At 64.5% G+C, this 13,718-nt stretch carries 10 protein-coding genes; all 10 read left to right on the top strand.

Annotated features, from left to right (window positions below):
* Nucleotides 1-66: 66 nt before the first annotated feature.
* Nucleotides 67-1,065 carry a LysR family transcriptional regulator gene (locus FHW97_RS08665; RefSeq protein ID WP_082209252.1) on the top strand — a complete coding sequence of 333 codons (999 nt, stop codon included), beginning with the start codon at nt 67-69 and terminating at the stop codon, nt 1,063-1,065.
* A gap of 349 nt (nt 1,066-1,414) precedes the next feature.
* Entirely contained in the window at nt 1,415-3,676 is a 2,262-nt protein-coding gene (locus FHW97_RS08660) for a TonB-dependent siderophore receptor (RefSeq protein ID WP_171798707.1), read from the top strand.
* Nucleotides 3,677-3,693: 17 nt separating this feature from the next.
* A complete protein-coding gene (locus FHW97_RS08655; RefSeq protein WP_253941692.1) occupies nt 3,694-5,496 on the top strand; it encodes an ABC transporter ATP-binding protein/permease in 1,803 nt (600 codons plus the stop codon).
* A complete protein-coding gene (locus tag FHW97_RS08650; protein ID WP_171798706.1) occupies nt 5,493-6,842 on the top strand; it encodes a TldD/PmbA family protein in 1,350 nt (449 codons plus the stop codon). The genes FHW97_RS08655 and FHW97_RS08650 overlap by 4 nt, the downstream gene beginning before the upstream one ends.
* Complete coding sequence (locus FHW97_RS08645) at nt 6,839-8,299, top strand: metallopeptidase TldD-related protein (RefSeq protein WP_171798705.1); 1,461 nt, start codon at nt 6,839-6,841, stop codon at nt 8,297-8,299. Before FHW97_RS08650 ends, FHW97_RS08645 begins: the two co-directional genes overlap by 4 nt.
* A gap of 28 nt (nt 8,300-8,327) precedes the next feature.
* The gene (trxA, locus tag FHW97_RS08640; protein WP_022677741.1) at nt 8,328-8,651 is read left to right on the top strand and encodes a thioredoxin; all 324 of its coding nucleotides are present in this window, start codon (nt 8,328-8,330) and stop codon (nt 8,649-8,651) included.
* 6 nt (nt 8,652-8,657) lie between these two features.
* A complete protein-coding gene (locus FHW97_RS08635) occupies nt 8,658-9,539 on the top strand; it encodes a hypothetical protein (protein WP_171798704.1) in 882 nt (293 codons plus the stop codon).
* Nucleotides 9,536-10,549 (top strand): thioredoxin-disulfide reductase, encoded by a 1,014-nt coding sequence (trxB, locus tag FHW97_RS08630; RefSeq protein WP_171798703.1) that lies wholly within the window; start codon nt 9,536-9,538, stop codon nt 10,547-10,549. Before FHW97_RS08635 ends, trxB begins: the two co-directional genes overlap by 4 nt.
* 11 nt (nt 10,550-10,560) lie before the next feature.
* Nucleotides 10,561-12,594 (top strand): M3 family metallopeptidase, encoded by a 2,034-nt coding sequence (locus FHW97_RS08625; RefSeq protein ID WP_171798702.1) that lies wholly within the window; start codon nt 10,561-10,563, stop codon nt 12,592-12,594.
* A 129-nt stretch (nt 12,595-12,723) separates the two neighbouring features.
* Complete coding sequence (locus FHW97_RS08620; RefSeq protein WP_082209250.1) at nt 12,724-13,638, top strand: sterol desaturase family protein; 915 nt, start codon at nt 12,724-12,726, stop codon at nt 13,636-13,638.
* The last annotated feature ends 80 nt before the right edge of the window (nt 13,639-13,718 follow it).

Raw genomic sequence — 13,718 nt, 5'->3', positions numbered from 1 at the left:
ACGCGAGGCGTTCAACCCGCTTCGCCTGCTGCGGCGCCGAAGGGAAGGTACGAAGGACTGGCTAACTTGCGCATCGATAAACCCAGGGGGGACAGGGGCCGTAGCCCGGCCGAGACCCCGGAGCCCCCGGTTCATCGCCTCAACCTCAACCTGCTTTATCCGCTCGACGCGATTCTTCATGCGCCGACGCTGACCGAGGCGGGGCGACGGGTAAGGCTCAGCCAGTCTGCCATGAGCCATGCGCTGCGCCGCCTGCGCGACCATTTCGGCGATGACCTCGTCATTCATCATGCGGGTGGGGACCAGCAATTGACTTCCCTCGGCATGGCGCTGCGTAGCGAGGTTCGCCGCGTGTTGCGCGATGTGGACGGGACACTCAACTTCGCATTGTCGTTTGATCCGTCGACCAGCACGGGTACGATCACCGTTGCCGCATCCGACGTGGTCGAGCAGATGTTGCTTGGCCCTGTGGTCCAGCGCCTGTTGGCGGCCGCTCCCGGCCTCGCGATCAACATCGTTCCGCTGGATATCGATGTGCCGCAACGCGCCCTGGATCGTGGCGCCGACTTGCTGTTGCTGCCGGCGGAACTGGCATTGCCCGACCTGGAAACGCTCCCCATCCTTACGGAATATATTTCCTGTCTGATATGGACGGGCCATTCCGAACTTGCCGACCGGTTCGACATAGACGAGGCCCAGTATCGCGGCGCGCGCCACGTCATCGCCGGCGACGAGCGGATGCTGACCATGACGGTCGATCGCAGCACGGCCGACCTGCTCAAAGCACGTCGCATTGCGATGCGCACCAGTTCGCAGGCTGCCCTGCCGGGGATCATCATCGGCAGCGATCTGTTGGCGACCGGCAGCAGTTGGCTGTTTCAGTACTTCGCTTCGATCATGCCGGTCAGGGCCGTCGCGGCGCCATTCGTGCAGGAAGGCGTCGTGACCGTGGCGCAATGGCCAGCCTATCGGCGACGGGATCCCATGCTCGCCTGGTTCGTGGCCCAGATCGAGGCCTACGTCGCACTGTTTTCAGCCAACGTCAGGGCCAGAGATGGCCATTGAACGTGTTCATGCCCGGCATGAACACTTCGAATTTGCGTGTAACCCAAGTGACGCATAGCTTCGGCTTCGACAGCAAAATCCCGCTGGTGCCAAGGGCGCCAAGACAGGGAATGCCGTCGCGCAGGAGGACGGCCGCGGTCGCACCCGATCGGGAAGCGACCGATCTTTCGCCGTAAGGCGAGTCCGTTTTTTGTCACAGGGTCTTGGGTTCACCGGACGGGCAACTGCGCCCGTCTGGGGATGGCGCTCGACCGTGGGGGGAGGGAGTTGCATCGTGCACATGACTGCTAAACGCCGTTATCTTTTGAGCGCCGCAAGCCTGGGTATTCTCGCGCTGGGGGGCGCCGCAATGCCTTCGACTGCGTCGGCGCAAGGTGCGCTGGCCAGCACGGCCATCGACCTGCCAGCAATGCCGATGGCCGAAGCGCTTCAGGCGATTGCAGCGCGAACGGGTGAGCCGATCAATTACGATCCCGATGCGGTCAAGGGCCTGACCTCGCGGCCGATACGCGGTGCGACGGATGCGCAACACGCGGTCCAGGCGGCGATTAAGGGCAGCCACCTTGTGGTCATGCCGGGGGCACAGGAAGGGCTGATTGTCGCCAACGACATCATCGTTACCGCCCGGCGTGACGAGGCGGAAACGAGCGTGCTCGTTCGCCAGGCGACCACGTCTGATCGCAACGGCCTGGGCCTGCGCAACCAACCGCGCAACACCCAGGTCATTACCGCCAAGACGATCGAGGAGCAGCAGGCCCTCAACATTACCGATATTCTGCGCAATGCCGGCAGTGTTTCGGTGCTGTCCAACAGCCCGAACAGCGGCGCCAGCTATACGATCCGCGGTTTTTCCGCCGCGGGCCTGGTCAATGGCCTATCGACGACATCGCAGTACGGTGTCAGCGCGGGTGCGGATCAGCCGGTCGCCAATATCGAGCGGGTCGAAATCCTGAAAGGCCCTGATGCGCTGATGGCCGGCTTTGGGAATCTGGGCGGCAACGTCAACGTGGTGACGAAAAAGCCCAGCGCCGAGCAGCGCCTTGCCGTCAGCTTTGATACCGGATCGTTCGGGCTGGTGCGCGGCGTGGTCGATGGCAATAATGCGATCACCGCCGACAAAAAGCTGTCGGCGCGCTTCATCGCCAGCGCGCAGACGATGGATCATAACTATGGCGGCTATACCGGTGACAAGAGTTGGCTGGTTGCGCCTTCGCTACGCTACAAGGACCGCCTGACCGACATCATCATTGGTGTCAGCATCAACGAGGCGACGAGCGGTATTGGCGCGTTCACGCTGTTCGACAACAAGACGCGGCAACTCATCGATCGTGACCCGTCCCGGCCGATCTACGCGGCCAACCAGGGCATCAAGATCAACACCAACCGCTATTACTTCGAGGCGACGCGGCAACTCGTGCCCGGCATCGACCTCGTCGCGCGTGGATCGCACGATGATACCCTGTTAACGACCCGGGCCGCCAGCGTCGGCTACAGCCGCCAGGGCGCGTTGATAGCTGACACCCAAGGGTCGCAGCAGGATGGCTCGTCCAACGCGCTGGACACCTTCCTGCGCATCAAGACTCAGCCTGCCAAGGGCCTGAAAGCCAATTTCAACCTTGGCTACAACTACAGCGATGGTTCGGCCGCGCAGCGCAGCGGGCTGGTCTATAACCGCGCCACCAACCCATCACTGGGCGCCAATACTCCCTTGGTCGTGATCCCGTGGTCCTCGTTCGGCAACGTGCAACTTATCAGCGGCGGCAAGCAGAACGGCGTCTATGGCCAGGCCCTGATCGAGTTCTGGAAGCTCAAGATTCTCGGCGGCGTGCGCAAGAACTGGTTCGAGACTACGTCACAGACGTTCTTTGCCGGGCCTTCGCCCGTGCTGATGCAGCGCAAGAACGGCACCTCGCCCAGTGCCGGCATTATTCTGGATGCCACCCCCGACCTTTCGATCTTTGCCAATTACGCGCGCGGCGAGCAGGCCACGTTCACCGCGGCCAAGGACGGCAGCATCCTGCCCAATGTGATCACCACCAACAAGGAAGCGGGCATCAAGCTCGATCTCTTCCACAAGCGTGCGACGATCAACGCATCGTATTTCGATATCCAGCAGGATAACATCATCATTCGCGATCCGGCTGACCCCACCAACCTGTTGCCCGGACCGGGCCAGCGCGGCCGCGGCGTGGACCTGAACATTGCCGGACAGCTGTTGCGGGGGTGGACGGTGCTGGCATCGCTTACCCGCACCAATTACAAGCTGTTGACGACCAATGCCCTGCAGACCGTCGTCGCGCAGCAACCGCGCGATACCTACAGCGTCTATTCGACCTATCGGACAAAGCTTTCGGACGACCTCAGCGGCGGTGTGGCGGCGGGCCTGTACGGACGATCAAGTTCCTTTGCCAATCTGCTGGGACAATATGTCGTGCCGGCGTCGCGGCAGGTGGACGCCAACGTGTTCCTGAGCTTCAAGGGTTTCAACCTCAATCTGGGCGTCCGCAACGTCTTCGATCGGCGGAACTACGGCTCGGCCTCGGTCTATACCTACGTGCCGGTGGGCGAGCCGCGCACGGTGCGTCTGAGCATTTCCAAGCGCCTTTTCTGACTGGGTATAATCGAGCGATGATGCCACCGCCTGCCAACGTCGAGGAGGCCCGCCGCGAAGCGGGCCTCCAGTCCAACCAACCGGCACGGGAGCGCTGGGCCCACGCGTGGCGGTTGACCACGCGATATTTCGTGTCCGACGATTGGAAATGGGCGTGGCTTCTGGTGGCGTGCTATTGCGCGATCGAGGTGGGCACGACCTATGCGCTGTTGCTGGCCAACCAATGGCAGCGCCACTTCTATGATGCGATCGAGCAGCGCCAGGGTGGGCTGTTCCTGTCGCTGGTTCTTGCTTTCGCGACCATCATTGCAATTCAGATCGGCACGGCGACTGCCCACAACATCGTCGGCTGGACGCTGTCGATCCGGTGGCGGCAATGGCTGACGAACTGGTATCTGGGCCGCTGGTTCGCGCGCGATCGCTTTTACGAGATCGAGCGGCTGCGGATGATCGACAATCCCGACCAGCGCATCGCCGAGGATGTGAAGGAATTCACGTCCATGGGCCTGATCTATGGCACGTCCCCGCTCAGCATCCTGGTTTCGCTGGTGTTCAGCCTCGTGCGGGCGATCGCGTTTGCCGCCATATTGGTGCAGACGGCGAGACCGCTTGCCATTCCCTTGTTTGGCTACCGCATCCCGCTGCCCGGTGGCGACCTTGTCTGGTTCGCCATCGGCTATGTCCTGTTCGGCACGGTGCTTATCACCTGGATCGGCAAGCCGTTTGTCCGGCGGCGCATGCGGGAGCAGCATTACGATGCCGATTTCCGCAGCGAACTGCTCCACGTCCGGCGCAACAGCGAACAGATCGCCTTTTCAGGCGCCCAGGGCATAGAACTGCACGGCCTTCGCCAGACCTTCGCCAACATCAGGCGCAACTGGTATCGGCTGATGCTGGCCAATGCCGGGTTGCAGGCGGGGCAGAGCATCTATCAGCAGGTCATGGCGATCGTGCCGCTGTTCCTGACAGTGCCCAAGTATTTCGCTGGCGCCATTACGTTCGGACAGGTGCAGGCCGCCCGCGATGCCTTCACACAGTTTTCCAGCAACTTGTCTTATATCGTTCTCGGCTATCCGGGCATCGCGCGCCAGATCGCCAACTTCAACCGCTTGAAGGCCCTGGACGACGCGATCGATCACGAACGCCCGCGCGGCATCGGTTTTGTGCCGGGTGGCACGCCCGATGGCGTTGCCATCAGCGCAACCGGCTTGATGCTGCGCCGCCCGAATGGGGAGCCCCTGCTGTCGGTGGCGGACTGGACGATCCGCGACGGCGAGCGCTGGGTGATCGAAGGGCCTTCGGGTACGGGCAAGACCACGCTGCTGCGCGCCATGGCTGGCCTCTGGCCCGACGGGACGGGCCAGGTGGCGATGACCCGGCGCGGCACGGCGATGCTGGTGCCGCAGCGGCTCTACCTCCCGCTCGGCACGCTCAAGAACGCGATCTGCTTTCCCGATCGGTCGGAAGATCATGACGACGCGACCATCGCGGCATTGCTCGAACGCGTGCGGCTCGACGCCCATGTCGCGGACATGCACGCGCTGCGCATGTGGCAGGACGAACTGTCGCCAGGGGAGCAGCAGCGCGTGGCCCTTGCCCGCATCCTGCTGCAGCGGCCCAGCCTGCTGGTGCTGGACGAGGCGACGAGCGCGCTGGACGCCGACAATGCAGCGTATTTCTATCAAGCAGTCCTGGATGCGATGCCGCACGCGACCATCGTCAGCGTCGTCCATAACGAGCGGTTGGCGGCCTATCACACCCACCGCCTGACCCTGCATCATGGCCATGCCAGCTTTGCGCGGGTTGAGGGCGCGGCATGACCGCTTTGTTGACCCACGATGAGGCGGCCTTGCGCGATGCGGCGCAGTGGGCGGTCGAACAGGCGGCCAAGCGCGGCGCGCGGGCGCGCGCCTCGGTTCGGCATGAGGGCATCGCCAAGACGGCAGTGCGCGATGGCGAGATCGAGATGGCCGAGCGCAGCGGCAGCCAGAGCCTTGGCTTGACCGTGTTTCACAATGGCCGCCGGGGATCGGCCTCGACCGCGGGATTCGACCGGGCGGCGATCGACCGCGTGGTGGAAGAGGCGATGCTGATCGCCGCGCATGTCCAGCCCGATCCCGATGCCGATCTGCCGCCGGCCGATCGCCTGGCCTTTGCCGGCCCCGCACCGTTGCTCTATGGCGACAGCCCGCGCAGTGCCCAGGCGATGCTGGAAGCAGCGCGCGCGCTGGACCGGATTACCGCCGAAATCGCTGCGTCGGACAGCCGGCTGCGCGCCGGGGAGTCCGTGGCCTTGGCTACCGAGGGCCTGTGGGCCCTGGCGACCAGCGACGGGTTCTGTCGCACTGCATTGCGCTCCAACGATGCGCGCTGGACGGTGATGCTGGCGCAGGACGATGGTGGCAGCATTTCCGATTTCTGCCAGTCGCAGGAACGGCGGATTGAGGCCCTGATCGCGCCCGAAACGCTGGCGCGCGACGCGGCGGCGCGCGCGCGCCGGGCACTGGGTGCGCGGGCCGTGGGCAGCCGCCGTTGCGCGGTGTTGTTCGACCCGCGCACGGCCGCAACCCTGATCGACATCGTGGCTGGCGCGCTGAACGGGGCGTCGCAATATCGGCGCATAAGCTTCCTGCCAGACCCGGTGGGGCGCTGCGTGGCCGCTGCGCATCTGGACCTGCGCGAAGATCCGTTCGAACCTTTGGGGCTGGCAAGCGGCGGCTTCGATAGCGAGGGGATCGCCGGCTCCTCGCGCGCGATCCTGCGATCGGGTGTTGCCGAGGGCTTGTTCCTGTCAAGCTTTTCCGGCCGCAAGCTGGGAATGGCATCGACGGGCAACGCCGATGGCTATTACAACCTTGCACTCACCAGCACGGCCGAAAGCGGCGATTGGGCCGCGATGCTGCGGATGCTGGGCAGCGGGCTGGTCGTCACCCACTTCCAGGGCGGCAAGACCGATCCTGCCAGCGGCAACTGGACGCAGGCAGTGCGTGGCTTCTGGGTCGAAGACGGCGAAATTGTCCATGCCGTCACCGACGTGACGCTTGCGGGCACTGTTCCTGCCATGCTGGCCGCCATTCGCACGGTCGGGCGCGACGTGGCGCGGATCGGGGCGATCCGTACCGGCTCTATCCTGATCGACGACATGCAATTGGGGGGCAGGGCATGAACGGCGGCGACATTGCGCTCGACCGCGCGCGGGCGCGGTTGTTCGAACCGGCCGGGCTGGACGAGGCGGCGATCGGCCGCGCGCTGGGCGAGCTGGCTGGCGGTGGCGCCGATCTGGCCGATCTCTATTTCGAAGCAAGCAGCACGCGCAGCTGGCAGCTTGAAGGTGGCCGCGTGTCCCAGGGCGCGTTTGCGATGCGGCAGGGGGTAGGCGCGCGAACGGTCCACCGGGGCGAGGTGCGCTTTGCCCATTCGGCCGATATCCGCCCGGGCGCGCTGCTCGATACGGCGCGTGCGGTAAGAACGCTGGCACCTGGCGGCGATGCTCAGCGCCATTCACCCGGTATCGCACTCAGCCGCCGCACCGCCGGCCATGCGCTCTATCCCGCGCTCGATCCTGTCGCGGTTACGGACGCCACTGCCTGGATCGCCATTCTGGAGCGGATCGACGAACGCGCCCGTGGCCGGGATCATCGCATCGTGCGGGTCGATGCGAATGTCCGTTTGACCGACACGACGGTGCTGGTTGCCGATGCCGATGGCCTGCTGGCGGGTGATGTTCGGCCGATGACCATCCTGTCGATGATCGTGATCGCGGAGCAGCGTGGCCGCCGCGCACGCGGGCAGGCGGGCCTGGGACGGCGGGCGGGGCTCGATGGCTTCGATGCCGCCGCGATCGACGCCATGGTCGCGACGGCGACGCGCATGGCGCTCAACAATCTCGAAGCCATCCCGGCGCCCGTTGGCGAAATGCCGATCGTGCTGGGGCCGGGCTATCCCGGTGTGCTGTTTCACGAGGCGGTGGGACACGGTCTGGAGGGCGATCACCATCGCAAGCATCTCTCTGCCTTTGACGGCAAGCTGGGCGAGCGGATCGCCGCGCCCGGTGTGACCGTGATCGATGACGGCGGCATCCCAGGACGTCTGGGATCACTCGGCATCGACGACGAAGGCACCGCGCCCGATCGCACCGTGCTGGTGGACGACGGCGTGTTGACCGGGCTGATGCAGGACCGGCTCAATGCCGGGCTGATGAATGCCCGCTCGACCGGGAATGGCCGCCGCCAATCCTATGCGCACTTGCCGCTGCCGCGCATGACCAACACGTTTCTGGCGAACGGCCACGCGGACCCGACGGACATCATCGCCTCGATCGATCGTGGGATCTACGCCACCGAATTCGATGGCGGGCAGGTCGATATTGTCACCGGTCGGTTCAACTTCACCACGATCGAGGCCTGGCTGGTCGAAAAGGGCCGATTGGTTGTGCCCTTGCGCGGCGCCACGTTGATCGGCGTGGGTCATGAGGCGCTGCGCCACGTCTCGATGGTCGGCAATGACCTCGCGCTCGACAGCGGCATGGCGACCTGCGGCAAACAGAGCCAGTCGCTGCATGTCAGTGTCGGCCAACCTACGCTGCGCATCGACCGGATGATGGTCGGTGGGCAAGCCGGCTGACCTTATTTCCCCCCGAAAGGATCACTTCATGCGCAATGCCAACGAGCAGGATTTCGACGAGATCGTCATGAACAGCGACAAGCCCGTGCTGGTCGATTTCTGGGCGCCCTGGTGCGCGCCGTGCAAGGCGCTCGCTCCGACGCTCGACGAGATAGCCGAGGAATATGCCGAAGAGATGGAGATCGTGAAGGTCGATATCGAGGCCAATCCCGGCCTGGCCGAACGTTTCGAAGTGCGCGGCATTCCGCTGCTGATGATCGTGAAGGACGGGGCGGAAACCGCGCGGACGTTTGGCACCCTGTCGCGCAGCCGCCTCGACGCCTTTGTCGATGCGCATGTGGGGGCAGAGTAAGTGGCGGTGATTGCGTTTCACGGCGACCCCCTGGTCAAGGCGCAGGCGCTCGATCGCCTGCAGGGGCATGTCGCAGCGGGTAGCTTCGTCTATTTCCCGGCCTGGGAAAACGGAAACGCGAACGTTATCGGTGCGGTCGTCGAGGCCGATGATACGCCCGCCTATGCCGAGCGGCTGGGATACCCGCTTGCCTTGGCTGAGACCCTGCCGATGCTGGTCAACGGCTTTCGTCCGCAGCCTGAGGCGGTGCGTTTCGCGCTAGCCTGGCTAGAGCGGACACCGGTGGGCGCCGATCTTACGACGATCGTTTCGCAGCTCGTGCTTGACCTGCTCGCCAACGCGGACCTGGTGAAGCTGACTGAACGATATCCCGATGTCGAGCAGAGCCGGCAGGCGATCATGGCGCTGCACCGCCGCGCGATCGACGGCGACGAACCCGATCGCAAGACGTGGAAAGCCGCGCGCCTCGCCGCCGTGGCTGCGACGGATGCTGTCGATGAAGCGGCGCTGGAACGCCGGGCCGCACAGGTCGTGGAAGCTGCGGCTTGGCCGGGCACCATGCGGACCGTGCTGCGCGACACGCTGAACGGGCTGGGCACCGCCGAACTCCATCTGTCCCTGTCCGAGGCTGGCTGGACCGAGGAAAACGAGAGTCGCGTCTTCCATATTCGCCAGCAGGCAGAGACCGACGGATACAAGGCCGAACTTTCCGGGCTCGACCGCGTGCTGGCGATCCTGGACGCCGATCATCCGGCGCTGGCAGAGCAATTTCGCGTGCGGCTGGATCTCATGGAGGAATCGAGCGCGCGATATCGGGCCCTGGCCTGGAAGGCGATCGAACTGATGGAACAGGCGCCGATCGCCGCAACACGGCTTGCGGCGCAATGACGCTGGAACACGAAATCGCGGGGGTCGCCGAGGTAGACAGCCGGCACAGTAAGGTGCTGATCATCGGCTCTGGCCCGGCAGGATACACTGCGGCTGTCTACGCCGCGCGAGCGGCACTGGCGCCCACGCTGATCGAAGGGCCGCAGCCCGGTGGGCAATTGACCATCACCACCGATGTCGAGAACTGGCCGGGCGACGCCAGCGTGCTCGGTCCCGATCTAATGGCGCGGATGGGTGAGCAGGTGCGCCACGCGGGGGTCGACGTGGTTGGCGACGTCATCGTCAAGGTCGATCTGGGGCGGGCGCCGTTCCTGGCAATCGGTGATGGCGGCGTACACTATACCACCGACACGATCGTCATCGCCACGGGTGCGTCAGCGCGCTGGCTGGGGCTGGCCAGCGAAGCCGAATTTCGCGGGCGCGGCGTATCGGCCTGCGCTACGTGCGACGGATTCTTTTATCGGGGGCGGATTTGCGCGGTCGTCGGCGGCGGCAATACGGCGGTCGAGGAAGCACTGTACCTGACCAATTTCGCCGAGAAGGTCTATCTGATCCACCGCCGCGACACCTTGCGGGCCGACCGGATTAACCAGGCACGTCTGCACGCCAATCCCAGGATCGAGATGGTGTGGAACGCCGAAGTGGTCGAGGTGCTGGGCAACGGCGCTGGTGTAACCGGCGTGGCCCTGCGCGACACGCGTGATGGCGCGGTGTCGCAGCTGGCGGTGCATGGGCTGTTTGTCGCGATCGGCCACGATCCGGCCACTGCCCTCTTCCAGGGGCAACTGCACATGGACGAGGAGGGCTACATCCTCGTCACCCTCGGTTCCACCGCAACCAGCGTGCCCGGTGTATTCGCGGCGGGTGATGTGCAGGACAAGCAGTTTCGCCAGGCCGTTACGTCTGCCGGCATGGGCTGCATGGCTGCACTGGAAGCCGAGCGCTACCTGGCCGGGCACAATAGCCATGCGATCGCAGCCGACGGCGCCGACACCGGCCTGACGGTCTGAAAGGGACATCGATGACACCGAACCCGCTGCTCGACACGCTGGCACTGCCGCGTTTTGAGGATATCCGACCTGAGCACATCGTACCCGCGCTTGATCAGGCGATTGCCGAACACCGCGCAGTGGTTGCCAGGATCGTCGAGACCCGGCCGACCCGATTTGCCGAGGCATGGATGCCATTGGAACGCGCCGACACGGCGATTGCGGGCATCTGGTCTGCCGTGTCGCATCTTCACGGCGTTGCCGACACGCCTGATCTACGCGCGGCCTATGCTGCTGGCGAAGTGCTGCTGGTGGAAAACCACCTCCAGATCATGCAGAACGAGGCGCTCTATGCTGTGCTGGTCGCGCTGACCCGGACCGGCGAGTTTGCCGGGCTTGCCGATGCGGATCGCGCCGCCGTGCTGCACAGGGTCCGCGACTTCACGCTCGCCGGCGTGGCCCTCCCGTCTCAGGATCGCGCACGCTTTGCCGCGCTTTCGGTGGAACTGTCGCAGCTCTCGACCGCGTTCGGCAATGCCGTGCTCGATGCGACCGACGCCTGGTTTGAACATATCGCGGACGAAGCGCTGCTCGCCGGGCTTGCGGATACGGACAAGGCGATGTTCGCCGAGGCGGCGCGGGCCAAGGGCCTTTCGGGGTGGGTCGTCACGCTGCAGATGCCGAGTGTCAGCGCCGTCCTTACTTTCGCGGCAAACCGCGACCTGCGCGAGCGTGTCTATGCCGCCGCCGGCACGCGCGCCTCGGACCAGGGGCCCCATGCCGGGCAGTTCGACAATTCGCAGCGGATCGCCGATATCCTCGTGCGGCGCCACGAGGCTGCCCGGCTGCTCGGCTTTGCCGACCCGGTCGAATGGTCGCTTGCCACCAAGATGGCGCCGGGCGCAGGCGAGGTCATTGCTTTCCTTCGTGATCTTGCTGACCGCGCGAAACCTGCCGCAACGGCAGAGATCGCTGCGCTGGCCGGCTATGCGGCGGCATATCTGGGCATCGCCGACCTGCAACCGTGGGACATCGCTTATGTCGGCGAGCGGATGCGCGAGGCGCAGTATGCGATCGACGAGCAGCAGGTGCGCGCCCATTTCCCGGTGGAGCGCGTCGTCGCGGGCTGGCAGCGGCTGCTCTGCCGCTTGTTCGGCATTCGCCTGACTGCGCGGCCCGACATTGCCGTCTATCATCCCGATGCATGCTATTACGACGTAGCCGACGAACAAGGGACGGTCTTCGCGGGCGTCTATGTCGATCTGCATGCCCGCCCGGGCAAGCGCGGTGGCGCCTGGATGGCGCAGGCGCGGCCCCGGCTGAACGACGGCAATGTCCGGCGCGTGCCGGTTGCCTACCTCGTCTGCAACTTCGCGCCGAAGACGCACGATGCGCCTTCGCTGCTCAGCCACAAGGAGGTAGTCACCTTCCTGCACGAGACCGGGCATTGCCTGCATCACCTGTTCACGCGCGTTGACCGCCCCAACATTGCCGGCACCAACGGGTTCGAGTGGGATGCAATCGAACTGCCCAGCCAGTTGATGGAGGATTTTGCGTGGGATCGCGCCACGTTGCGCGACATGTCGCGCCACCATGAAACCGGTGCGTCGTTGCCCGATGCGGTGTTCGACACGCTCGTTGCCGCGCGTCATTTCCTGTCGGGCATGTTCATCGTGCGCCAGGCCGAATTGGCGCTGTTCGACCTGTTCCTGCATCTCGGAACGCTGGGAAGCGACCCGATCGAGGTGATCGCGGCGGTGCGCGACGAGGTGGCCGTGGTGCATCCACCGGCCTGGCACCGCTTCCCGCATGCCTTCACCCATATTTTCGCGGGCGCCTATGCATCTGGCTATTACAGCTATCTCTGGGCAGAAGTGCTGGCTGCCGATGGGTTCCAACGCTTTGCCGAGGCCGGCACGATCGATCGCGCCACGGCGGAAAAGCTGCGCGACGACATCCTCGCACGGGGTGCCAGCCGTTCGGCAGCGGAAAGCTTTCGCGCGTTCCGGGGGCGCGATGCACAGCCGCATGCGATGCTGGCGCGGCACGGACTGGTCCGTGTGTGATTGCCGATGCGGGCGGCGTCCTTGTGGGCGTCGCCACGCATTGGCCTTCGCCACGCGCGCTCCAACTTCCCTCCACATTTCCTCCATTGAAGCTCGGTACGGCGGGCCGGCTCAACGCGAGGAAATCCCATGGCGACAAGAGAAGGCCCGATAAAGTCGACACGCACGCCGATCTGGATCGGATTGGGCGGCGCCGGCGCAGCCTTGCTGGCCACCGTCATCAACCCCCTGCTCGGCTCGGAAGCCAACGAGCAGGTGCAGATCTTCTTTAGTGAAACCGCGAAGTACATCGCCTTTGCGACTACCTTCTTCGTGGTGTTCTGGGTGCTGCTCGACAAGCCCCTGAAGAAACGCAAGCTGTCGCGCAAGCCTTGGCCCAAGCCCAGCCAGGTGTTTCGCGAGGCGCTGTTCAGCACCTGCACGCAGGTGATTTTCATTGCTGTCGATATCTGGACGGCGTTTCTCGTCCCGGCATCGGAAAAAAACAGCTATAGCGACATCGCCACCCACGGGTGGGCCTATTACGCGATGATCCTGTTCTTTGTGTTCGTGATCCACGATGCGTATTTCTATTGGATGCATCGCATCATGCATCACCCGAAGCTGTATGATCGGGTGCACAAGGTTCACCACGAGAGCACCGACCCGACGCCTTACTCGGCGTTCCACTTCCACCCGCTGGAGGCGCTGGGCGAAGCAGGCGCGGCGGTGGCCATGCTCCCCCTGTTTCTCCTCTTGCCATGGCACGTTTCGATCCCGGTGGTCTGGGGGCTGGGCCAGCTGGCGTTGAATGTGATCGGCCACCTTGGTTATGAGGTCTATCCGTCCTGGTGGCTCAAGGTTCCGGTGCTGAAGTGGAAGAACACCGCGATGCATCACTACATGCATCACCAGATGGTCCGCGGAAACTATGGATTGTATTTCCGCTGGTGGGACAAAATCTGCGGGACCGAGTTCAAGAACCTCGAAACCAAGTATGACGCCCTGTTCAAGGACGCCAAGGTGGCCGAAGTTCCAGCCGGCCAGCCGGCGGGCCAGGCCTGATCGATGCTGCTCGCTGCTTGCTTGCCCGACGGAAGGCAGCAGCAGCGAGAGGTCTAATTTGGGTTGGTCACTGGCGGGTC

It is taken from the genome of Novosphingobium sp. SG754 (assembly GCF_013149315.1).
In the GTDB taxonomy this organism is placed as follows: domain Bacteria; phylum Pseudomonadota; class Alphaproteobacteria; order Sphingomonadales; family Sphingomonadaceae; genus Novosphingobium; species Novosphingobium capsulatum.
This window is presented reverse-complemented; position numbering and strand designations above follow the sequence as displayed.